We start from the raw sequence: 22,095 nt of genomic DNA, 5'->3' as shown, positions 1-22,095 counted from the left end.
ATGTGGGACCATTGGCTATGCGATAAAAGCTGGCGTTGCTATCGCTTTTTTGTTCCGCCTGCTTCATCTGACTCCAATAGGGTTGGGGAACACTTCAAAACCACTCCGTTCGTCCTGAGCGAAGTCGAAGGACGTGCCGCAAACACGGCGCTCGTGGCGCGCACTTCGACTTCGCTCAGTGCGAACGGGATTGATTGTTTCTGATCGCCCATCGACACCATCGCGCGACGAACGGGGGGGAGCGCCGTGAAGATTGCGTTCTTCTACGAAGGGCTGAAGCCGGGCGGGGTCGAGCATATGATCGCCAACCTGTCGCACGACCTGATCGCGCGCGGGCATAGCCTCACGCTGATCCTCGCCGGGGCACCAACCCCGCGCGACTATCCGGTTGCCCCCGGCGTGGGCGTCCACTGGCTGCGCCACCCGACCAGCAGCGCACGCGGCACGATCGTCACGCTCGCGCGGATGCTCCGCGCGGGACGCTACGACATCGTGCTGAGCGCGATGCCGCAGTTCAACAACGCGGCGGTGATCGCGAGGCTCCTGTCGGGCACGAAGGCGCGCAACGTGCTGACCGAACGCACCAATCCGCAGGCCGATTACGCTCGCCTCGTCGGCTGGAAGCAGAAGGCGTGGCACAAGGCGGCGATGCTCGCCTACCCTTTCGCCAGCGAGATCGTCGCGGTCTCCGCCGGCCTCGCCGATTCGCTCGCGCGCTTCGCCCGGCTCGATCGGAATCGCATCACCGTGATCCACAATCCGGCCTATCGCCCGCACGTCCACGGACCCGAGGCCGCGCACCCGTGGACGCGCGACGCCAACGGCCCGGTGATCGTCGCCGCCGGCCGGCTGGTCGAACAGAAGGATTTCGCCACCCTGCTGCGCGCGCTCGCGCTGGTCGAACGTCAAGACGTTCGCGCGGTGATCTTCGGCGACGGCCCGCTCCGCGCCGAATTGGAGGCACTGATCGCCCAGCTCAACCTCACCGAGCGCGTCGCGCTGCCGGGGTTCGTGCCCGACATCACCCCGTCGATCGCCGCCGCCGGCTGCTTCGTGTTGAGCTCGGCGTGGGAAGGCTTCGGCAACGTGCTGATCGAGGCGCTCGGCGCGGGCGCGAGCATCGTCACCACCGATTGCCCAGACGGCCCGCGCGAGATCGTCGCGGATGGGCGGTTCGGCGCGCTCGTGCCGGTCGGCGACGCGCCTGCGATGGCGCACGCGATCGACGCGATGCTCCGCGCGCCCGCAGCCCCCGAACGCCAGGTCGCCCGCGCGCGCGACTTCTCGGTGGCGATCGCCTGCGACAGGTACGAGGCGGTGTTCCGCCGCGCGCTCGGCGCATGAGCGACGCGCGCAAATCGGTCCGCTGGGCGGCGGCCGGGAACATCCTGCGCGCGGTGCTCGCCACGCTGCAATTGCTGATCGTCGCGCGGCTGCTCGGCGTCGCCGATTTCGGGCTCATCATCCTGATGATGTCGCTGCTGCAACTCGCGCAGGGCCTCTCCGACGCCGGCCTGTCGAGCGCGCTGATCCGCTTCCGTGACGTGACCGCGGACGAGGCATCGTCGCTTTACTGGCTCAACGTCATGGTCGGGGTGGCGATGGCGGTGGCGACGGTGGCGGCGGCGCCGCTGCTGGCGGGCCTCTACGCCGCCCCGCGCCTCATGCCGATGCTGTCGATCGCCAGCGGCATGTTCGTCGCCAACGGCTTCTACCTACAGCTCCGTGTCCTTGCCGAGCGCGACTTGCGGTTCGAAGCCGTCATCAAGATCGAGGTCGCCGCCTCGGCGGTCGGCTTCCTCGTTGCGGTCGGTCTGGCCGTCGCGCACGCCGGCCCGTTCTGCGTGGTCTGGGGCCAGCTCGCCACCTCGGCAAGCCTGCTCGCGCTGTCGTGGAGGATATTGGCGGGCGAATGGCGGCCACGGCTGCATTTCGCGTGGGCCGACGTGTCTCGGTTCGTGTCCTACGGGTTCGACATGCTGCTGGTGAACATGGCGATCTCGCTCACCACGCAGCTCGATCTGCTGATCGGGGGATTCGTCTTCGCCAAGCCGGTGTTCGGCAGCTTCGGCCAGCCGCGCGATCTCGCCGCCAAGATCATGACCGCGATCAACCCGGTCATCCTGCGCGTCGGCCTGCCGCTGATGGCGCGCGATCAGCACGATCCGGCCCGCGTCGGCGCGCTGTATCTGCGCGTGCTGCGCATGTCCGCCTCGGTATGTTTCCCGGTCTATGCGGCGCTCGGGCTGTCCGGCGCCGATCTGCTGCCGCTGCTGCTCGGCGAACGATGGCGCGGCGCCGGGCGCCTGCTGCCCTATATCGCTTTGTGGTTCGCGCTTCGCGCCACGGTCAATCCGCTCGGCACCTATCTGTCCGCACTCGGCCGGAGCCGCGCGGCGCTGTACTACCAGCTCGGTTTCGCCGCGCTGGTGGCGGGCGCGGCGTGGGCCGGCGCAATCGCCGGCCCGGTCGCGCTCTCGCTGGCGATGGCAGCGGCGTATCTCCTGTTCATCGAGGTCGCCTGGCTAACCGTGCTGCGCCCGCTCTCCGCCGTGAGCTTCCTCGCCTATCATCGCCAGATCGTCGCGCCGGCCGTGCCCGTGATCGCGGCACTCGCGCTGTTCTGGCTGACACGGATGCTGTTCGGCAGCACCGCGCTGGCGCTCGTGCCCGGTGCTGCCGGGTTCCTGCTGTTCAGCCTTGCGCTCAACCGGCGCGGCGTTGCGGAGATCCTGGGCCTGCTGGGCCGCCACGGGGGGGTGCAGCCCGCATGAGACCCGTACCGCGACGATTTGCGCTTGACGATCCGCCACGTGCCGGGGATCAGTCCAGCCGAGTTCCCATGAGATCGGCGCCTTCATGATCGGCCAGTCCCTTACCCCGGATCACGCGCTGTCCCGCGCCTGGTCGGCACCGCTCTCGCAGAGCCAGCGCCTGCTCGCCTCGGCCCGGTCGAACCCGTCGGTCTTCTACTGGCTCTACGTTCTCCTCATCATCACCAACATCGCCTCGCCCAAGGCCGGCGTCGAGGTGTACGGCTTCCCGCTGACCTTCGGCTATATGCTGCTCGCGGCGATCGCACCGGTCGGGCTGATCGGCCTCGCCCGACGCCCGACGCTCTCGCCGGCGGCGATCGGCAATTTCGTCGCTTATCTCGCCGTCGGGTTCATCGGCGTCTATAAAACCGTCCTGTACGGCTCCGCCGAGTCATCGGTCGTGCTCAATCTCGCGCTGTTCATCGCGCTGCCGGCGATCATGCTGATCGCGCTGTGCGCGCATCTGGAATATCTCACCGAAAAGCAGATCGGCACGGTGCTGCGCTGGAGCATGCGGTTCGTCATCGTGTGGGGCCTGATGAATTTCGTGATGTTCCTCTTGATCAAGCACATCATCGAAATCCGCTACATCACGATCAACGCCGGCGAACTTTCGAGCGTGTTCAACAAGAACAACCGTCGCGGCGCGCTGATGAAGCTCTTCAGCACGTACAATAACGGCAACATCTTCGGCGCCTGCATGATCATGCTCGCGCCCGTCTATATCTACTTCGAGAAATCGCGCGCCTGGGTGATCGCCTTCCTGATCTCCGTGGTGCTCAGTCTCAGCCGATCGACCTGGTTCGGCCTCATCATGGTGGGCATGTTCATGACCGTGTCGGGCCAGGTCAAGCTGTCGCGGATCTCGTTCTGGATCGCCGCGCTCGCCTCGCTCACGCTCGCGATCGTGATGATGGCGACGCTCGGCTGGTCGAGCAACTCGCTGCTCGATACCAATCTCGGCGGCCGTACCGAGCAGTGGACCACTCTGACGCTGTCGCCCTTCGGCGAAAACACCTTCCGCATCGCCGAGATCCTGTACGCCGGTTTGCTGCGCAGCTTCGGCGTGATCGGCTTCCTGATCGCGCTCGTCGCCTTGCTCTATCCCGTCGGCTACGCGCTCACCCGCGCATCGCGGCTTTCGAACCTGCGCCGCGCGGCGGCGGCGGGCTGCGCCGGATACTTGCTGGTGTCCTTCTTCGATGCCGCCTTCATCTACCCGCCGACGATCGTCATCTATCTGTTCGTCAGCACATTGGTGTACCGGCGCGGTTTCCGCCTGCCCTCGGGCGATCCGCTGCGCGCCGCGCAGGCCCAATGATCGCGAGATCGTCCGCAGCCGGTGCTTGACGCCACATCGCCAAACGGAGAGAGTGACACTATAACGATCTGGTCATGATGGTTCGCGCGTGTCCAGATGCGTGATCCGGGTGACGAGGAAAAGGGAAGAGGAAAGCCACTCAGGGTCAAACGGGGCGTTTCATATCCTTTTTGAAACGGCTATCGCTCGGATACCCTGCCCTGCCCGTTCCTATATTAGCATGAGAGTAGCGCAAATTCGAGTTTCACCCAGAATTGCGTTGGTTGGAGGGCTACCAACCGTATGCGCGACCCGCGCGGAAATGGCTGAAGCCATGGCGCAGGACACCGCCATGGCGCGGGCGGGTGAACTTGCGGTGCCGCGCGTGATCGTATCCTCGAACGGGTTCGTGATCGCGCTCTATCACCGCAGCGCCGAGTTCCGGGCGACGATGGACGCGGTCGATGTCATCGACGCGGACGGCATGCCGCTCGTTCTGTTCACGCGCGCTTTCTGGAAACACCCGCTGCCTGAGCGGCTGGCCACCACCGATTTCATTCATGACGCCGCCGCCAAGGCGGTCGAGACGGGCGTGAAGTTCTACTTTCTCGGCGCCCGCCCCGGCATCGCCGCCGCCGCCGCCGAATCGCTGTGCGCCGAATATCCCGGCCTTCAGATCGTCGGCGCGCGCGACGGCTATTTCAGCGAAGCCGAGGAGGACGCGATCTGCGACGATATCCGGGCCTCGGGCGCGGAGGTGCTGTGGGTCGGCATGGGCACGCCGCGCCAGGAGAGCTTCGCCATCCGACGCCGCGCGCAACTCCACGGCCTAGCGTGGATACGCACCTGTGGCGGGCTGTTCGATCATGTCGGCGCGCATGTGCCGCGCGCGCCGATGTGGATGCAGAACGTCGGCCTCGAATGGCTTCACCGCACGATGATCGAGCCACGCCGGCTCGCGCCGCGCTATTTCTCGACCAATTTCTCCGCGCTCTACCATCTGATCGCCAAGTCGCGCGAGCGGCCCTGACGCCACAGCCGTCATGCCAGCGCAAGCTGGCATCTCCCGGTAACGCGCGTTCGCCCTGCCGCAAGAGACTCCAGCGTGCGCTGGGGTGACGAAGATCGCCCTACAGCGCTGCCAGATCGATCGGCTGGTGGCGATCGAGTGTCTCGCTTGCGTCCGGCATCGGATATTTGAGGCCCGTCGCGCAGTTGAACAGCACCGCGCTGTCCTCCTCATCGACCAGCCCGAGCCGCAGCGCCTCGCGATACGCCGCCAGCGTCGCGCCGCCCTCGGGGCAGAGCAGCAGACCATCCTTGCGCGCGCAATCGTCCACGGCCCTCAGAATGGCGGGGTCGCCCACCGCCATCGCCCGTCCGCCGCTCTCACGCACCGCGCGCAGGATCAGGAAATCGCCGACCGCGCGCGGCACGCGGATACCCGCTGCCACGGTCGATGCATCCTCCCAGCGCTCGGCATGTTCCTCGCCCGCCTCGAACGCGCGCACGATCGGCGCGCAACCGCTCGCCTGCACCGCGAACATTTTCGGCCGCTTGGCGCCGATCCAGCCGAGCGCCTCCATCTCGGCGAACGCCTTCCACATGCCGATCAGCCCGGTGCCGCCGCCGGTCGGGTAGAAGATCGCGTCCGGGAGCGTCCAGCGCAGTTGCGCGGCAAGCTCCAGCCCCATCGTCTTCTTGCCCTCGATCCGATACGGCTCCTTGAGCGTCGAGAAATCGAACCACAGCCCCTCGGCCGCGCCCTTGGCGACGATCGCCCCGCAATCGTCGATCAGCCCGTTGACGCGGTAGACGCGCCCCCCTTGCGCGGCGATCTCGCGCACGTTGATCTCGGGCGTATCGTCGGGGCACAACACGATCGTCTCGATCCCGCAGCGCGTCGCATACGCGGCGAGCGCCGCGCCGGCGTTGCCATTGGTCGGCATCGCGATCTTGGCCACGCCGAGCGCCTTGGCCATCGACACCGCCATGACGAGCCCGCGCGCCTTGAACGATCCGGTCGGCAACCGCCCCTCGTCCTTGACCAGCACGTTCGGCCCGCCCGATTTCAGGATCGGCACGAGCGGCGTCTCGATCTCGCCAAGGCTGACGATATCGCGCACCTGCCGCACCGGCAGCAGCTCACGCCACCGCCACAGATCGGTCGGCCGCGCCTCGATCATGGCGCGCGGAACGGCGGCGCGGACAGCACCCAGATCATAGCGCACCAGCAGCGGCTTGCCGGCCCGCGAAAGATTGTGAAGCTGGTCGGCGGGATAGCGCTCGCCCGTCATCGAACATTCGAGGTGCGTGACGAACGTCGGCCGATCGGCGACGAGATTGAGGTTCGGATTCACCATTTGCCGCCAGCCTCCTCGATTGCCTTCAACAGCGCGCGCTTGCTGGCGGTACGGCGGAGGCCGGAGTTGCGGGGTAGTTCGGTGATGCCGGTTTCGATACGGCGGCGCTCGATATAGGCCGCGAGATCATCAAGCGAAATCGGCTTCGAACGATTCAAGGTCATAATCGCCTGCCGTTTCCTCGAAAATTCTGCGAGATAGATACGATCGATCGACATGACTGTGAAGTGCAAGCAAGGCTCGGGCCTGCTCCAACATCTCCGGCGCCGACCCGGACGCGAACTGTGCGACGCGGTCTGCGATCATATCTTCAATCGACACGAACGCTGCCGTTCCGTCATCGTCGAGATTCACGATCAAGAGACGCTCGCGATCTGCCAGACCGTCGAACAGGTTCGACGCGACGACTTCGAAGCCCAATTGCAAGTCGGGATGAAGCCAACCTCGCGTGAGCTTTCCAGCGCCGCTCGGCCTCACGAAACCCAGCGCTTGAAGCGCCTCTTCAAACACTGCCTGCCGCGCAGTCGAGATGTCGAAGTCGCCGGTCATCACAGCACTGCGAGAATATAACTCGACGGCCGCGCCACCCACCACGATTGGCGGATCATAGCCGCGATCGGTCAACATTCCGCTCGCACGGGCGAACAGGCGAAGCGCGGCCTCGAACTCGGGCCGATACTTCGCCCTTCCACTCACCCCGCCTTCGCCACCGCCACCAGCGCCGGCCGCAGCAGCCGGTCCTTGATGACATACCCCGCCTGCATTTCCTGCACGACGGTGCCCGGCTCCTGGTCGCTGGGCATTTCCAGCATCGCCTGGTGGAAATTGGGGTCGAGCTTCTCGCCGAGCGCGACGATCTTCTTCACGCCGTGGCGCTGGAACACCGCTTCCAGCTCGCGGCCGGTCGCCTCAAGCCCCGTCACCAGCGCCTTGAACTTGTCGTCGGCGCGCAGCTCGGAAGGAATCGCGCTCAGCCCGCGCTCCAGATTGTCGGCGACCGACAGCAAATCGCGCGCGAACGAGGTCGCGGCATAGGCGCGCGCGTCGGCGGCTTCCTTCTCGGCGCGGCGGCGGACGTTCTGCGCCTCGGCGTGCGCGTAGAGAATCGCCTTCTTCGCCTCGGCGAGTTCGGTCTCGAGCGCGCTCGTGCGATCCGCCTCGGCCACTTCGGGCGCCGCCTCGGCGGTCTCTTCACGCAGGTCGGCGGTGTCGATTTTTTCGTCTTCGGTCATCATCATACAGTCCCGGTTTTCTAACCCATCAGCCGCGCCAGCGTCGCGGCGGTAAAATCGACCATTGGCACAACGCGCGCATAGTTCAACCGAGTCGGGCCAATCACGCCCACGACCCCGATGACACGCCCGTCGAGACCACGAAACGGCTTGGCGATCACCGACGATCCCGACAGCGAGAACAATTTGTTCTCGGCGCCAATGAAGATCCGCGTCGCATCGCCCGCGCTCGCGCTGTCGAGCAGCCGGGCGATCTCCTGCTTGCCTTCGAGATCGTCGAGCAGATCGCTGATCCGGTCGAGATCGGCGGCGGCGGCGGCGTCGATCAGCCGCCCCTGCCCGCGTACGATCAGCACCGGGCGGCGGTCGCTGTCCTCGCTCCACACCGCCAGACCCTGCTCGATCAGCGCGCGCGAGGCGCTGTCGACCAGCGCCCGCTCCTCCGCCATCTCGCGCTCGATCCGCGCGCGCGCCTCGGCAAGCGTCAGCCCGCCGAGCGTCGCCGTCATGTAATTGCCCGCCTCGATCAGCGCCGGCACGCTCACCCCCGGCGGCAGATCGACGACGCGGTTCTCGACCGATCCGTCGCCGCCGACCAGCACCGCTAAAGCCTTTTCAGCCGAGAGCGGCACGAAACTCATCTGCCGCAGCACGAATTCGCGCTTGGGCACCATCACCAGCCCAGCACACGCCGACAGGCCGGAGAGCGCGGCGGTGGTCGCCGCCAGCGCCTCCTCGACCGGCCCGGCCTGCTGGACGCGCGATTCGATCGCGGCGCGCTCCTCGATCGAGGGCTCCATCGCGTGCATCATCCCGTCGACGAACAGCCTGAGGCCGATCTCGGTCGGCATCCGCCCCGCGCTGGTATGCGGCGCGGCGAGCAAGCCCAACTCCTCGAGATCCTGCATCACGTTGCGGATCGAGGCGGGCGACAGGTTCAGCCCCGACAGATGCGCGATCGTGCGCGAGCCGATCGGCGCGCCGGTGCTCAGATAACTTTCCACCACGACGCGAAACACGTCGCGCGCGCGATCGTTGAGGTCGGTGACGGGTGGCGCGTGCATGCTGCTTATCTAGGCTGGCGTGCGCCGAAGTGAAAGACTAGGCACCCCGCGACGCTTATCACGAAGGAAATTCCCATGCGCCCATCCGGCCGCACCCCCGATCAAATGCGCGAGATCACCATCACGCCGCGCTTCACCAAGCATGCCGAAGGATCGGTGCTGATCGGCTTCGGCGAGACCAAGGTGCTCGTCACCGCTTCGGTCGAGGAGAAGGTGCCGCCGTTCCTGCGCGGCAAGGGCGAAGGCTGGGTGACGGCCGAATATGGCATGCTCCCCCGCGCCACCCACACGCGCGGCAATCGCGAGGCGGCCAAGGGCAAGCAATCGGGGCGCACGCAGGAAATCCAGCGGCTGATCGGCCGATCGCTCCGCGCCGTGACCGATCTCAAGCTGCTCGGCGAGCGCCAGATCGTGCTCGATTGCGACGTCATCCAGGCCGACGGCGGCACCCGCACCGCCTCGATCTCGGGCGCGTGGGTGGCGCTTCGGCTCGCGATCGACGGGCTGATGGCGCAGGGCAAGCTCACCGCCGATCCGCTCACGCAGAAGGTCGCGGCGATTTCGTGCGGCATCTACAACGGCACGCCAGTGCTCGATCTCGATTACGACGAGGATTCGAACGCCGACGCCGATGCCAATTTCGTGCTGCTCGAAAACGGCAACATCGCCGAGGCGCAGGCCACCGCCGAGGGCGCGACCTATGACGAGGAAGCGTTGCTTCGCCTGCTCCGCCTCGCCCGCATCGGCTGCACCGACATCTTCGCCGCGCAAGCCCGCGCGGTCGCCAAATGAGCGCGCCGGCGGAGGACGGGGTCACCCCCCAGGCGATCCGCAAGCTCGCCCCCGGCAAGCTCGTCATCGCCAGCCATAACGAAGGCAAAGTGCGCGAAATCCGCGCGCTGCTCGCGCCCTATGGCATCGACGCGGTCTCGGCCAAGGAACTCGACCTGCCCGAGCCCGAGGAGACCGGCACCACCTTCGTCGCCAATGCCGAACTCAAGGCGCTCGTCGCCGCCGATCTGTCCGGCCTGCCCGCACTCGCCGACGACAGCGGGCTGTGCGTCGAGGCGCTGAACGGCGATCCCGGCGTCTACACCGCCAATTGGGCCGAAACCCCGACCGGGCGCGACTGGGGGCTGGCGATGCAGAAGGTCGAGGACGCGCTCGCGACGAAGGGGCCAGACGCCTCGCGCGACGCCCATTTCGTCTGCACGCTCGCACTGGCCTGGCCCGACGGCCACGTCCAATGGTTCGAAGGCCGCGCCGAAGGCCACCTGACCTGGCCGCCACGCGGCACGGTCGGGTTCGGCTACGATCCGGTGTTCGTCCCGTTCGGGCACGAGCAGACCTTCGCGGAACTGCCAGCGGAGGAAAAGGCGGCGATCAGCCACCGCACGGCGGCGTTCAAGGCGCTGGTGGCGGCGGTGTTCTGAGGGGGGCTGGAATCGGGAGCACGCGCCCAGTTGTAGACGTTCATCGACACGCTATGCTTTGGGGATGTTCTTTATAGCTATCCTCGCCTTGGCCCATCCAGCACCGTCATATACCTGCAATTACGCCAAGATCAGAGCGCCTCGCCAGCAAGGCAGCGTGACCGTTCATGCGGCACCAAGCAAAATCGCGCGGCAGGTGAAGGTGCTGAAATCAGGAACGAATGTCTACATCTGCGATGAAACAAGAGAATGGGTGGAGGTCTGGTTCCAAGCCGATCGTCATCCCTGTCCGGGAACCGCCAACGGCCTACACGTACAACGGACAACTACCTGTAAGCGGGGGTGGGTTCGCCAAGCGCAGGTTGACGTGCTGTCGGGCTGAACGTCCGTTTTCCACCAAGTCGCGACATTTGCGATTGGGGAAGCCGACACCAGCAGCGGACGTTGGTCAGAGCGGCGATATCAGGCATAATCCGCACGCAGGCCTGATTCCAAACGCGAAGAGAGTGCGGCATGAACCAACTGGCTTTGATCGCACTACAGGCTGCTGCCGCAATGGGTCCAGCTCGTGATCCAAACCGTAATCTGACGATCAATCTCGCGTTCGATGACGCGTTTGTGCAGCGTTACGACGCGGATCTAAGCGGGACGCTGACGCCGGAGGAATTCAAGGCCGGCGTTCGTGCGAGACTTCGGGAGGCCGTGGATTCAAATCCCGCCGCGAAGGCAAAAATCACCCCGGAAAATATAGAGCGGCTGGTCAAGTCGCTCAGCGATCAAACCTTCACGCGATATGACGTAAATCACGATGGCGCCTTGAGTGCGGCAGAGTTGAAGCCCTCGCTTCGAAAGAATGTCGCCTAGCTATCTTGCTGGTAAGGAGAGTCGCGCTTCGCGATTGAGCATCGGGAACAAGCCTGTCGCTCTTTGTCCGATCAGCGCCGCTGCCGCGCCTGTCCTACAGACATCGCCTTTGGCATACTGCCGCCCCCCGCTCTTTGACAGTGCCAGCCCCAATCGTAACGGCTCCCACTCGCGGCTTGCGAGGGACGGCCCCGGCCGTCAGCCACGCCCAAAAGTGACACTCCCGCACGGTGCCTCCAGTGGACAACCTTTGCTATCTTTCCCCCAGCCCTAAAACGCCACCTCACCCACCACGTTGCCCGGCGGCGTGTAGCGGCACACCAGATAATCGTCGCGCGCGTTGCTCGCCAGCGCGCAGCCGAAGCGGGTGGTGCCGCGCCACACGATCTGCGTGTAATGCGCGACATCCTCCCATTTGCCGGTCGTGCTGAAATCGGGCGTCACGCCGTTGCGGAAGAAGCGCTTCTCATCGACGAAGCCGCCGACCATCTCGTCATAGCGATACGCGCCGCGCGTGCCGGTCCACAGGTTCTCGCCCTCGCGGCCCGGCCCCATCGGTTGCACGGCATGTTCGAAGCGATGTTCGGCGGCGAGCGTGCGCGCATAGCTGAGCGCATGCGCCGCGAGCGTGTCGTCCCACACCAGCGGCGCGACGCCGACCGCCGCGCGCGCGCGATTGTGGCCGTCGAGCATCGCCTGCCGGAGCAAACTCAGCCCCCGCGCCGGCTGCTCCTTGAGCCGCGGCTCGACGATCCGCGGCGGCCCGGACGGCGAACACGCCGCGAGCAGCAGCGCCAACATCACGACGATCCGCATCTTTCCACTTCCTCCGCAGGCGCGCATAGGCCGCCCGATATGACCGACCCAACGCCGCCACTCGCCCTATATGTCCATTGGCCGTTCTGCGTCTCGAAATGTCCGTATTGCGATTTCAACAGCCATGTCCGCGAGAGCGTCGATCAGATCGCATGGCGCGACGCGCTGCTCGCCGATCTCGCGTACGAGGCGCAGGCGTTGCCGGGGCGGCGGCTCGGGTCGATCTTCTTCGGCGGCGGCACGCCCTCGCTGATGCCGCCCGCGACCGTCGCGGCGATCCTCGCGGCGGCGGAGAGTGCATGGGGCTTCACCGACGATATCGAGATCACGCTGGAAGCGAATCCCTCCTCGGTCGAGGCGGCGCGCTTCGCCGATCTGGCGGCGGCGGGGGTCAACCGCGTCTCGCTCGGGTTGCAGGCGCTCGATGACGCGGCGTTGCGCTTCCTCGGTCGCGCGCACGGCGTCGATGAAGGGCTGGCCGCGCTGGCGACCGCGCAGGCCGCGTTCGCGCGTGTCAGCTTCGACCTGATCTACGCTCGCCCCGGGCAGAGCCTCGCCGTCTGGGAAGCGGAACTGCGCCGCGCGCTCGGCTTCGGCACCGAGCATCTGTCGCTTTACCAACTCACCATCGAACCCGGCACACGCTTCGCGACCGAAGCAGCGGCGGGGCGCCTGACGATCCCCGACGACGACACCGCCGCCGACCTGTTCGAGACGACACGCGCGATCACGGCGGCGGCGGGGCTGCCGGCCTACGAGATATCGAACCACGCCCGACCGGGCGCGGAGAGCCGCCACAACCTCGTCTATTGGCGCTATCAGGATTACGCCGGCATCGGCCCCGGCGCCCACGGCCGTCGCGCCGGTCTCGCCACCGCGCGCCACAAGAAGCCGGAGAACTGGCTCGGCGCGGTCGCGCGCAACGGCCACGGCGCGCAGATCGAGGATGCGCTCGCGCCGAGCGAGCGCGCCAAGGAGGCGCTGTTGATGGGCCTGCGACTGCGCGAGGGGATCGATCTCAGGCGAATCGCGCAACTCGGCGCGGTGCCGATCGCCGAACTGATCGACGAACCCGCCACAGCGCGGCTGGTAGCCCAAGGGCTGCTCATCCGCGCCGGCGACCGGCTTGCCGTCAGCGAGGCCGGAATGCTGCTGCTAGACGCGATCCTGCCCGCGATCGTGCAGCCCTGAAGCCACGCGTCAGGCGCGAGCGCTCTCGACCACGCCGTCCGAATTGTAGCGCAGCGCCTTGAGCACCGAATCGACGATCGCGTCGGCATCGAGACCAGCCTGAGCATATTGCACTTCGGGCTTGTCCTGATCCTGGAACATATCGGGCAGGCGCAACGTGCGCAGCTTTAGGCCCGCGTCGATCAGGCCGTTGTCCGATGCGAAGGTCAGCACATGCGCGCCGAACCCACCGATCGCACCTTCTTCGATCGTGATCGCAACCTCGTGCGTGGACAGCAGCTTACGGATCAGTGCCTCGTCAAGCGGCTTGGCGAAACGCAGATCGGCAACGGTGGTCGACAGCCCACGCGCATCGAGGGCATCGGCCGCCTTGAGCGCCTCACCGAGTCGCGTGCCCAGCGAAAGGATCGCGACCTTCTGGCCCTGCCGGACGATGCGGCCCTTGCCGATCTCCAGCACCTCGGGCGTTGCAGGCAGTTCAACGCCGACGCCGTTGCCGCGCGGATAACGCACCGCGATCGGGCCACTGTCATGCGCGACGGCGGTGTGGACCATATGAACCAGTTCGGCCTCGTCCGAGGGCGCCATCACCACGAAATTGGGCAAGGTCGCCAGATACGACACGTCGAAGCTGCCGGCATGAGTCGCACCGTCCGCGCCGACCAAACCGGCGCGATCGATCGCGAAGCGAACCGGCAGGTTCTGGATAGCGACGTCATGCACGACCTGATCATAGGCGCGCTGAAGGAAGGTCGAATAAATCGCGCAGAACGGCCGCATCCCCTGTGCGGCGAGTCCGGCCGCAAAGGTGACGGCATGCTGCTCGGCGATGCCCACGTCGAAGAAACGCTCTGGATAGGCACTCGCGAACTTGTCGAGCCCGGTGCCCGAGGGCATCGCTGCGGTGATCGCGACGATGGTCGGATCGGTCTTCGCCGCTTCGACGAGTGCCTGACCGAACACGTTCTGATATTGCGGCGGCCCCGGCGGCGCCTTGGCCTGCGTGCCGGTGATGACGTCGAAACGCTGGACGCCGTGATATTTGTCGGGCGCCGCCTCAGCAGGCGCATACCCTTTGCCCTTCTGGGTCACGACATGCACGAGGATCGGGCCATCCGCCGCATCGCGGACGTTTTCGAGCACCGGGATGAGCTGGTCGAGATTGTGCCCGTCGACCGGGCCGACATAGTAAAAGCCAAGTTCCTCGAACAAGGTGCCGCCCATGGCCATCCCGCGCGCGAACTCGTCGGTCTTCTTGAGGCCGGTGGCGAGTGGCCTGGGAAGGCGCTTGACGACGCGCTTCGCGAGATCGCGCAGCCCCAGGAACTCCTTGCTCGACGCCAGCCGCGCCAGATAGGCGGACAGGCCGCCGACCGGCGGCGCGATCGACATGTCATTGTCGTTGAGGATCACGACGAGGCGGTTGCCCGCAGCTTCGGCGTTGTTCATCGCCTCATAGGCCATGCCCGCCGACATCGCGCCATCGCCGATCACCGCGATCGCCTTGCCCGGCTGCGCGGCGATCTTGTTGGCGATCGCGAACCCGAGGCTCGCCGAGATCGATGTGGACGAATGCGCCGCGCCAAACGGATCGTATTCGCTCTCGCTGCGCTTGGTGAAGCCAGACAGGCCACCGCCCATGCGCAGCGTGCGGATGCGATCACGCCTGCCGGTGAGGATCTTGTGCGGATAGCATTGATGGCCGACGTCCCAGACCAGCCGGTCGCGTGGGGTATCGAACACATAGTGGATCGCCACGGTCAGTTCGACCACGCCCAGGCCCGAACCGAGGTGACCGCCGGTCACGCCGACAGCGGCGATCGTTTCCTGGCGCAACTCGTCGGCGAGCTGGCGAAGATCGGCGGGTGCGATCTTGCGGAGATCGGCGGGCGTGTCGACGGTGTCGAGAAGCGGCGTGGTGGAAGCGTCAACCATCGGCCGTCATTAGCGAAGCCCGGCGCGACTGTCGATTGTTGCGATCGTTGTCCACGTGACTTGACGTGCGGTGCGTTGCAATTGGACAACGGCTGCATGTCCGATCCATCACACCGCATCGCCACCGCCGACGATATTCCCGCGATCGCCGCGCTGATGGACCGCGCGATCGCTGCGCTCCAACACGATTTCCTGACCCCAGAGCAGGTTGCGGCGAGCCGGCTGAGTATGGGGCTCGATACGCAATTGATCGAAGACGGCACCTATTTCGTCGTGATCGCGAACGATCGACTCGCCGGCTGCGGTGGCTGGAGTTTTCGCGCGACCTTGTACGGCGGCAATCATAGCGTTTCGTTGCGCGACGGTACGGTGCTCGATCCCGCCATCGATGCCGCCCGTATCCGGGCGATGTACACCGATCCCGATTTCACCCGGCGCGGGATCGGCCGGATGATCCTGCGGATTTGCGAGAACGCCGCGCGGGACGCCGGCTTTGCGCGCGCGGAGATGATGGCGACGCTCGCGGGCGAGCCGCTGTATCGCGCGTGCGGTTACGACGTGATCGAGCGGGTCGACAAGATGAACGGCAGCGGCGTGCCGGTGCCGGGCGTTCGCATGGGCAAGGTGCTTTAGGCTCAGCTTGCCGCGTCGCACTCGGCACATTTGCCGCGCACTTCGATCACCGGACGCTCGGGCGCGAAACCGGCCTTCTCCGCCGCAGAGCGCACGCCGTTGGTGATGCGGTCGTCGTCAAGGTGAGTCGTCTGCCCGCACGTGTCACAGACGAGGAAAATGCAGTCGTGCAGGCAATCGGGATGCGCGTTGGCGATATAGGCGTTCGAGCTCTCCACCCGCCGCGCGAGATTGGCCGCCACGAACAGATCGAGGATACGGTACACGCTGTTGGCGGCGACACGGCGTCCCTCCGCTTTCGACACCGCCTCGGCGATGTCATAGGCGGACGCCGGCTTGTCGAAGCCCGCCAGCGCGGCGAAGATGTGCGCGCGCATCGTCGTCCATTGCTCGCCGGATCGCTCGAGCGCGTCCTGTGCAGCGCGGGCGAGATCTTCGCCGTGCGGTTCCTGATGATGATGAAGGCTCGCCATACGCGGTGAAATAGGCCTTGCGGGACTGAGGAGCAAGGTGCTCGGCCCGTCGCACTCTCGTCGCGGCCTGCCGATACGGGATTGAGCCGGGTGGCGATTCGCTCCATTGCAGTGCAGCATGGCATGATCCGTGAAAGATTGAGCCCCTTCAGGCTGAACAAATTGACGAGGCAAGTGTTCGACCTAGATGTTAGCCCGCTTTCTCAACCGTCGCCGCGAGCGACAGCCCGAGCGGCGAACGGTGGCTGCCTCTTATGGCGCACGTTTGTACGCGATCGGTGACATCCACGGCCGATGCGATCTGCTCGACGACGTGTTGCAGCAGATTGCCGCACAGGACGCGAAGAACGCCGGCAATCCATCCGAGATCATCTTTCTAGGCGACCTGATCGACCGCGGCCCCGAATCGGCCGAGGTGGTCGAGCGCGTCGTCGCGCTGCGCGCGAGCGGGCGCAGCATCAGCGTCCTGCTGGGCAACCATGAGGAAGTGTTCCTGCGCATCCTGCAGGGCGAGGCCAACCTCCTGCCGATGTTCATCAAGATCGGCGGCCGCGAGACGCTGTTCAGCTACGGCATCACGCGCCACGAATACGACACGCTTTCGAACGAGGCGCTCGCCGAACGGATCCGGGAGCTGGTACCGCCCACACATCTCGCTTTGCTGAACGACTGCGACGAAATGGTGTTTCGCGGCGACTATGTCTTCGTCCATGCCGGGATCAGGCCCGGCATACCGCTCGCCGAGCAATCCGAGAACGATTTGCGCTGGATTCGCAACCCGTTCCTCGAAAGCAATGCCGATCATGGCCGGATCATCGTCCACGGCCATACCGTAACCGAAGAAGCGGAATTGCGCACCAACCGTATCGGTATCGATACCGGAGCGGTGTATAGCGGGCGGCTCACCGTGCTCGGCATCGACGGCACGCGCCGGTGGCTGTTCGAATCGGCCGCGAAACCGGCAGCCGAAACCGCGCGCCGCAGCGCGGCCTGATCCACTCCGTTCGTCCTGACCTTGTCGAAGGACGTGCGATAAGCGTAGCGCTCTAGGCACGCCCTTCGACAAGCTCAGTGCGAACGGTTGGGGGTATAGTCGCAGTTCCTCGAACTAATCGGTGGACTGCGATCTCACCCCCGTATCCGGTGCTTACTTTGCCAGCAATTCCGTAGCGAACGCGCGAACGCTCGGGCCGATGTCGGCATGCGCCAGCGCGATCGCGAGGTTGGCCTGAATGAAGCCGGCCTTGTCGCCACAATCGTAACGTTCGCCCGAGAAGGTGAAGCCGTGGAACGGCTGCTTGCCGATCAGTTGCAGCATCGCATCGGTCAACTGGATCTCGCCACCGGCACCGGTTTCCTGCTTCTCCAAAATCCGCATCACTTCGGGCTGGAGGATGTAGCGGCCCGGAATCATCAGGTTCGAGGGCGCACTGCCCTGCGCTGGCTTCTCGACCAACGCCTTGACCTCGGTCAGCCGGCCATCGACCTTGCCCGGCGAGATGATGCCATATTTGTGCGTTTCCGACGGCGCCACTTCGAGCGCGCCCACCACATTGCCGCCGACCGTCTGATACGCCTCGACCATCTGCTTCATGAAGCCGGGCGTGCCGGCCATCAACTCGTCCGGCAGCAGCACCGCGAACGGTTCGTCGCCGACGATCTCGCGCGCGCACCACACCGCATGGCCCAGGCCCAGCGGCTCCTGCTGGCGGACATAGACGGGCGAACCCGGCTTCATACGAATGCTCTCGACCACGGCGAGCGATTTGCCGCGACGGCGCATCGTGTCCTCAAGCTCGTAGGAAATATCGAAATGGTCTTCCAACGCCGATTTGTTGCGGCCGGTGACGAAGATGATCTGCTCGATCCCCGCTTCGAGCGCTTCCTCGACCGCATATTGGATCAAAGGCTTGTCAAGAACCGTGAGCATTTCCTTCGGCATCGCCTTGGTCGCTGGTAGAAACCGCGTACCCAGACCCGCCACCGGGAAAACCGCCTTGCGCACCGGCTTGATCGTCATGCCTGTTTAACTCCGAAATTGCGATGGAATCCATGAAATGCGCCGCCGGAAACAGGGCCGCTGCCGCCATGCCTATACCGGGGCGCGTGTCGCCTTGTCGATTGGCATACAACGCCGATCCGGCACCAAATGCCGCGATTTCGCTGCGATGCGAAAATGGTCATCGACGCAAATATGCTGCCAGAAAGCGGGCGACCTACTTAAAAAGCGTTGCGGTGCATCAGCACCTTGAACGTCTGCAAAACCAGAATCACGTCGCGCCACACCGTCCAGGATTCGAGATAGGCGAGATCAGCCTGAAGCCGGTTGAGCAGATCGGCACCTGTCTCGGTATTGCCGCGAAACCCGCGTACCTGTGCCAGCCCGGTCAGCCCCGGCTTGACGGCGTGACGGTTCCAGTAATGCGCCGACACCTCCCAGTAGAGCGCCCTGCCCGCCAGCGCGCCGGTCGCGTGCGGGCGCGGGCCGACGATACTCATCTCGCCGCGCAGAACGTTTAGAAGCTGTGGCAATTCATCGATGCTGGTCTGGCGAATGAACCAGCCGACCCGCGTCACACGCGGATCGCCACGCGTGACGAGGCGGCTGGCGCTCGCGTCCGCCTGCGCGACGTGCATGCTGCGGAACTTGAGCATCCTGAACAGCCGGTTGCCCTGCCCGACACGCTGTTGAGCGAACAGAACCGGTCCGCGCGAATCGCATTTGATCGCGATCGCGACGATCAGCAGCAGCGGCAGCAGCCCGATCAGCATGCCGCCTGCCACGACGAGATCGAATATCCGCTTGGTAACCCGATCGATACCGCTGAGGGGGCCGACCGCGACCACCGCGGTAGCAAAGCCATGATACTGGCTGGTGCCGATCGCGCCCAATGCGTCGAGCTCAGGCGCGAGTACCTCGACCTGAACGCCCGCGCCCTTGAGCGCCAACGCCCATTTGCCCCGTCGCTCGGGCGGACAGGAAATGATGACGCGATCGGCCTGAAACACACATTCGCCGATGCGATGCAGCATCATCGGATCGCTGAGATTGGGAATGATGCCAGCCCCCTGCACGTCGACACGGGTCGCGGTGCATTGCGGGGGAGGCTCGACGCCATCGACGATGACGATCTCGGTCGCCGGGGTTCCACCGAGCGCGCGCGCCGCCAGATCGGCGAAGATCCCGCGCGCGAGGATCAGGGAAAAGCAGCTCAGCAGACAGCCGGTCGCCACCAGCACACGCGACAATTCCTCGTTCGAGCGCGTGGCGAAGGTGATCGCCAGGCCGATCGCATAGGCTCCGAGCAATGCGGAGAACGCCTTGCGCATGCTACGCGGCGGCTTGATGATGTTGCGGAGCGAAAACGCCTTTATCTGCAAGGCGATGAGATAATAGAGCGGCAGCACCAGAATGAGCAGGCTGACCACGCGCACGCCGAAGAAATAGCCGAGATGCACCCATGCGGCGAGCACGATCGGCGCGACGATCGCGACCAGATCGACCGCCAGCACCGAGAGCACCAGCCGACCGCGAATCATTTGCTTGGATATGCCGCGCGGTGCGAGCGGGACCGGATCAAACGACACGCGTTCGCTCTCCCCCTGCTTGCTCTCGAACGTGGCCACGCGAATCGATCCCCTTCTCTCGATGTCGATGGGGCGACAGGATTGCTGTGGGACGATGCCATAAATGGTGCAATGCATCAACTCGTTCCAATATGGCGGTTGTTCTCCTATCGAACGCCGCTATGCTTCCGCTGCGGGGCGCCCACTGGGTAGACGGTGAAGATGAGCGGTATCGCAGACTTCGAAGCGCTGAAAAATCTCGTCGCACCCCGAGGCGAATTGGGCCGATCGATCCTCCACATCCATCTTGGCATCGCCATCTATATCGTTTTGCGGCTGGCGACGCGGCGGCGCCTTGGGCCGCTATGGGCCTTGGCGGGCGTTGCGCTGCTCGAAGCGCTCAACGAGGCAATGGATCTCGCCGCGACATGGCCGGTTCTGCAAAACTGGCAGATTCGCGATACGCAGCAGGATGTGTTCAACACGATGCTTTGGCCGTGCCTGCTGTGCGGACTGGCGTTGTGGGATGCGCGCAGGCGGCGCGGCTAGGCGCGTCGGCGCGGATATGCCAACGGGCAAATGCAGGAGTCTCTTCGATGCGTGACCTCGACCTTCCGAAGCTCAGTCGCCGCGCCGTGTTGCCGCTGCTCGGCGTCGCCGGGGGCGCATTGTGCGTGCGCGCGACGCTTGCCCAGCATGGCACCACCGAAGACGCCAGCTGGCCGAAATGGGCGCCGACGCGCACCGCTTTCTATGCCGAGATCGCGCAGTGGCGGGCCAAGGGGAAGGATATCCGCCAGTTCGGCGCGAAGCTCGACGGGCAGGCCGACGATACGCTCGCGCTTCAGCAAGCCATCGCATCGGGGGTGGCGGTGCTGTTGATCCCGGCCGGCACGTTGCGGCTGACCCGGCCGATCGCACTGACCGCGCCGATCGCGATCCTCGGCGCAGGCGATGCCACGGTGCTACGTTGGGAGGGGCGGCAGCGTGATCCCTTCATCGCGATGCCGGCGGACAAGAACCCGGCAAGCTTCCTTACCGGCGTTCACATCGATTCGCTACGGCTGGTGCGGCCAGCGCCACTGCCGTCGAACGGCACGATTCTGCGCGGCCTCAACGTGCGCAAGGTGTCGGTCACACGCTGTTCGACCGACCGGTTCGGGGCGTTGTTTGTCGGGCACCTGCGCAAGTTGACGCGCGACGATCGCAAGGACATCCACGACCTCGCGCTCGACGCCGGCTTTTCGCCGCGCGGCGACGATCTCAATGAGGATATCCTCGCTTACGACAACAGGGTCGATGGCGGCGCCTACATGAGCCAGATCCTGCGGGTGAATTATGGCCGGCGGATCATCGCGGTGGGCAACACCGGGCGCTTCGCCAACATCAGCTGGTTCGGCGGATCGGCCAAGATCACCATGGGCGGAGCGCCGCAATATCTGCGCCGCGCGCGCGATATCTACGTGACGCACAACAAAGTGCACGGCGCCAACGGCGGCATTTATGGGAACAATGGCGACGGCATCCTCGTCGCCCACAACGAGGTCAGCGAGATGCTCGACGTCGGCATCGACTTCGAGGGCTGCTTCAACGCGCTGGCGCACGACAATATCGTGCGCAATGCCTCCAATTACGGTCTGGCGACCTTCTACGCCGCCAAGAACATCGTGTTTCGCAACAACCAGGTCTATCAGGACGGCAGCGCCGCGCAGCTACCCGCCCGCTATGGCAAGCGCTATGGCAAGAGCGGCGGGCGCGCGCTGTTCGCGCTGCGCAGCGCCGGCTTCGGGCGCTCGCCGGGCGCGATCGACGTGTCGTTCATCGGCAACCGTTTCGTCTTTGCCGGCAAGACCGGGAGCGGCGTGTGCCTGCCCAGCTATTTCTCGCGGCTGGTGCTCGACGGGAACACATTCGAGAACGTCGCGTGCGACCTCACCTGCGGTTCCACCGGTACGCTCGTGGTGACGCGCAACAAGCTCAGCTTCGATCGGGCGATCGTGGCGCCCTACCGTGTGCTCGGCGACAGTGCGGTGCAGGCGACCTTTACCGACAATGAGATACGCGTGACCGCGGCCCAAACCCCCGGCACGATCGCGATCGCCGATACCGCACCGGCCGCCGGCGAGCACCGCGCCGAGATTTCGCGCAACAGTGTGATCGACACGGGCAAGGACACCGCGTTGCCGATCGTGCTGTTCGGGACGGCGGGGCATGCCACCGTCACCGGCAACACGGTCAGCGCAGTTTATGTGGAAGCCAAAGCGCTGGGTGTTGTTTCGGGCAACCGCACGCGCGGCGGGGCGGCGGCAGCGGTGGCGGGGCTGCCGCCGGCATTCGTGCCTACGGCGACTGAACCCGAGCCTCTGCCGGAGCGGGCGCCGACTGACGATACGCCGTGATGCCCCGAG

At 65.5% G+C, this 22,095-nt stretch carries 22 protein-coding genes; 12 read left to right on the top strand and 10 right to left on the bottom strand.

What is annotated here, in order from left to right; all coding sequences use genetic code 11:
• Window positions 1-246 precede the first annotated feature (246 nt).
• From J0A91_RS08995 to J0A91_RS08980, 4 genes are all read left to right on the top strand, one after another.
• Window positions 247-1,344 carry a glycosyltransferase gene (locus J0A91_RS08995; protein ID WP_083224585.1) on the top strand — a complete coding sequence of 366 codons (1,098 nt, stop codon included), beginning with the start codon at window positions 247-249 and terminating at the stop codon, window positions 1,342-1,344.
• Entirely contained in the window at window positions 1,341-2,774 is a 1,434-nt protein-coding gene (locus J0A91_RS08990; RefSeq protein ID WP_069204632.1) for an oligosaccharide flippase family protein, read from the top strand. Before J0A91_RS08995 ends, J0A91_RS08990 begins: the two co-directional genes overlap by 4 nt.
• An 85-nt stretch (window positions 2,775-2,859) precedes the next feature.
• Entirely contained in the window at window positions 2,860-4,137 is a 1,278-nt protein-coding gene (locus tag J0A91_RS08985; RefSeq protein WP_069204631.1) for a hypothetical protein, read from the top strand.
• Between the two features lie 313 nt (window positions 4,138-4,450).
• Entirely contained in the window at window positions 4,451-5,146 is a 696-nt protein-coding gene (locus J0A91_RS08980) for a WecB/TagA/CpsF family glycosyltransferase (RefSeq protein WP_083224931.1), read from the top strand.
• A gap of 100 nt (window positions 5,147-5,246) precedes the next feature.
• Here J0A91_RS08980 and J0A91_RS08975 read toward each other — a convergent pair whose 3' ends face one another.
• The 5 genes from J0A91_RS08975 to hrcA form a co-directional block, all read right to left on the bottom strand.
• A complete protein-coding gene (locus tag J0A91_RS08975; RefSeq protein WP_069204629.1) occupies window positions 5,247-6,479 on the bottom strand; it encodes a threonine synthase in 1,233 nt (410 codons plus the stop codon).
• On the bottom strand, window positions 6,473-6,643 hold the full coding sequence (locus J0A91_RS08970) for an uL15m family ribosomal protein (RefSeq protein WP_276204611.1): 171 nt from the start codon (window positions 6,641-6,643) through the stop codon (window positions 6,473-6,475). The genes J0A91_RS08975 and J0A91_RS08970 overlap by 7 nt, the downstream gene beginning before the upstream one ends.
• Window positions 6,609-7,106, bottom strand: a complete 498-nt coding sequence (locus tag J0A91_RS08965) for a hypothetical protein (protein WP_240502244.1) — start codon at window positions 7,104-7,106, stop codon at window positions 6,609-6,611. The genes J0A91_RS08970 and J0A91_RS08965 overlap by 35 nt, the downstream gene beginning before the upstream one ends.
• 65 nt (window positions 7,107-7,171) lie before the next feature.
• Window positions 7,172-7,711 carry a nucleotide exchange factor GrpE gene (gene grpE, locus J0A91_RS08960; protein ID WP_069207176.1) on the bottom strand — a complete coding sequence of 180 codons (540 nt, stop codon included), beginning with the start codon at window positions 7,709-7,711 and terminating at the stop codon, window positions 7,172-7,174.
• Between the two features lie 20 nt (window positions 7,712-7,731).
• On the bottom strand, window positions 7,732-8,775 hold the full coding sequence (hrcA, locus tag J0A91_RS08955; RefSeq protein ID WP_069204627.1) for a heat-inducible transcriptional repressor HrcA: 1,044 nt from the start codon (window positions 8,773-8,775) through the stop codon (window positions 7,732-7,734).
• Between the two features lie 75 nt (window positions 8,776-8,850).
• Here hrcA and rph point away from each other — a divergent pair, with 75 nt between their 5' ends.
• The 3 genes from rph (at window position 8,851) to J0A91_RS08940 (ending at window position 11,072) form a co-directional block, all read left to right on the top strand.
• On the top strand, window positions 8,851-9,567 hold the full coding sequence (rph, locus tag J0A91_RS08950; protein WP_069204626.1) for a ribonuclease PH: 717 nt from the start codon (window positions 8,851-8,853) through the stop codon (window positions 9,565-9,567).
• Window positions 9,564-10,208, top strand: coding sequence for an RdgB/HAM1 family non-canonical purine NTP pyrophosphatase (gene rdgB, locus J0A91_RS08945; protein ID WP_069204625.1), 645 nt, complete (start codon window positions 9,564-9,566; stop codon window positions 10,206-10,208). Before rph ends, rdgB begins: the two co-directional genes overlap by 4 nt.
• 513 nt (window positions 10,209-10,721) lie before the next feature.
• Complete coding sequence (locus J0A91_RS08940) at window positions 10,722-11,072, top strand: EF-hand domain-containing protein (RefSeq protein WP_083224584.1); 351 nt, start codon at window positions 10,722-10,724, stop codon at window positions 11,070-11,072.
• Between the two features lie 270 nt (window positions 11,073-11,342).
• On the opposite strand, the gene J0A91_RS08935 is transcribed toward J0A91_RS08940, so the two are convergent.
• Window positions 11,343-11,888 carry a CAP domain-containing protein gene (locus J0A91_RS08935; RefSeq protein WP_083224583.1) on the bottom strand — a complete coding sequence of 182 codons (546 nt, stop codon included), beginning with the start codon at window positions 11,886-11,888 and terminating at the stop codon, window positions 11,343-11,345.
• 39 nt (window positions 11,889-11,927) lie between these two features.
• Here J0A91_RS08935 and hemW point away from each other — a divergent pair, with 39 nt between their 5' ends.
• The gene (gene hemW / locus J0A91_RS08930; RefSeq protein WP_069204622.1) at window positions 11,928-13,079 is read left to right on the top strand and encodes a radical SAM family heme chaperone HemW; all 1,152 of its coding nucleotides are present in this window, start codon (window positions 11,928-11,930) and stop codon (window positions 13,077-13,079) included.
• A 9-nt stretch (window positions 13,080-13,088) separates the two neighbouring features.
• Here hemW and dxs read toward each other — a convergent pair whose 3' ends face one another.
• Window positions 13,089-15,014, bottom strand: coding sequence for a 1-deoxy-D-xylulose-5-phosphate synthase (dxs, locus tag J0A91_RS08925; protein WP_069204621.1), 1,926 nt, complete (start codon window positions 15,012-15,014; stop codon window positions 13,089-13,091).
• Between the two features lie 96 nt (window positions 15,015-15,110).
• On the opposite strand from dxs, the gene J0A91_RS08920 reads away from it, so the two are divergent.
• Window positions 15,111-15,647, top strand: a complete 537-nt coding sequence (locus tag J0A91_RS08920; protein ID WP_069207175.1) for a GNAT family N-acetyltransferase — start codon at window positions 15,111-15,113, stop codon at window positions 15,645-15,647.
• Window positions 15,648-15,649: 2 nt separating this feature from the next.
• On the opposite strand, the gene J0A91_RS08915 is transcribed toward J0A91_RS08920, so the two are convergent.
• Window positions 15,650-16,120, bottom strand: a complete 471-nt coding sequence (locus J0A91_RS08915; protein WP_069204620.1) for a Fur family transcriptional regulator — start codon at window positions 16,118-16,120, stop codon at window positions 15,650-15,652.
• A gap of 241 nt (window positions 16,121-16,361) precedes the next feature.
• Here J0A91_RS08915 and J0A91_RS08910 point away from each other — a divergent pair, with 241 nt between their 5' ends.
• Complete coding sequence (locus tag J0A91_RS08910) at window positions 16,362-17,114, top strand: metallophosphoesterase family protein (protein ID WP_169833110.1); 753 nt, start codon at window positions 16,362-16,364, stop codon at window positions 17,112-17,114.
• Window positions 17,115-17,267: 153 nt separating this feature from the next.
• Here J0A91_RS08910 and galU read toward each other — a convergent pair whose 3' ends face one another.
• Together galU and J0A91_RS08900 are read right to left on the bottom strand one after the other, a co-directional pair.
• Window positions 17,268-18,140 carry a UTP--glucose-1-phosphate uridylyltransferase GalU gene (gene galU, locus J0A91_RS08905; RefSeq protein WP_069204618.1) on the bottom strand — a complete coding sequence of 291 codons (873 nt, stop codon included), beginning with the start codon at window positions 18,138-18,140 and terminating at the stop codon, window positions 17,268-17,270.
• A 200-nt stretch (window positions 18,141-18,340) separates the two neighbouring features.
• On the bottom strand, window positions 18,341-19,708 hold the full coding sequence (locus tag J0A91_RS08900) for an exopolysaccharide biosynthesis polyprenyl glycosylphosphotransferase (RefSeq protein WP_169833109.1): 1,368 nt from the start codon (window positions 19,706-19,708) through the stop codon (window positions 18,341-18,343).
• A 201-nt stretch (window positions 19,709-19,909) separates the two neighbouring features.
• Here J0A91_RS08900 and J0A91_RS08895 point away from each other — a divergent pair, with 201 nt between their 5' ends.
• Both J0A91_RS08895 and J0A91_RS08890 read left to right on the top strand, forming a co-directional pair.
• Window positions 19,910-20,236, top strand: a complete 327-nt coding sequence (locus J0A91_RS08895; RefSeq protein ID WP_069204616.1) for a hypothetical protein — start codon at window positions 19,910-19,912, stop codon at window positions 20,234-20,236.
• Window positions 20,237-20,283: 47 nt separating this feature from the next.
• Window positions 20,284-22,086 (top strand): right-handed parallel beta-helix repeat-containing protein, encoded by a 1,803-nt coding sequence (locus J0A91_RS08890; RefSeq protein ID WP_069204615.1) that lies wholly within the window; start codon window positions 20,284-20,286, stop codon window positions 22,084-22,086.
• Window positions 22,087-22,095: the final 9 nt, after the last annotated feature.

It is taken from the genome of Sphingomonas panacis (assembly GCF_001717955.1).
In the GTDB taxonomy this organism is placed as follows: Bacteria; Pseudomonadota; Alphaproteobacteria; order Sphingomonadales; family Sphingomonadaceae; genus Sphingomonas; species Sphingomonas panacis.
Note: the sequence above shows the minus strand (reverse complement) of the source record. Positions and strands in the feature narration are given on the sequence as shown.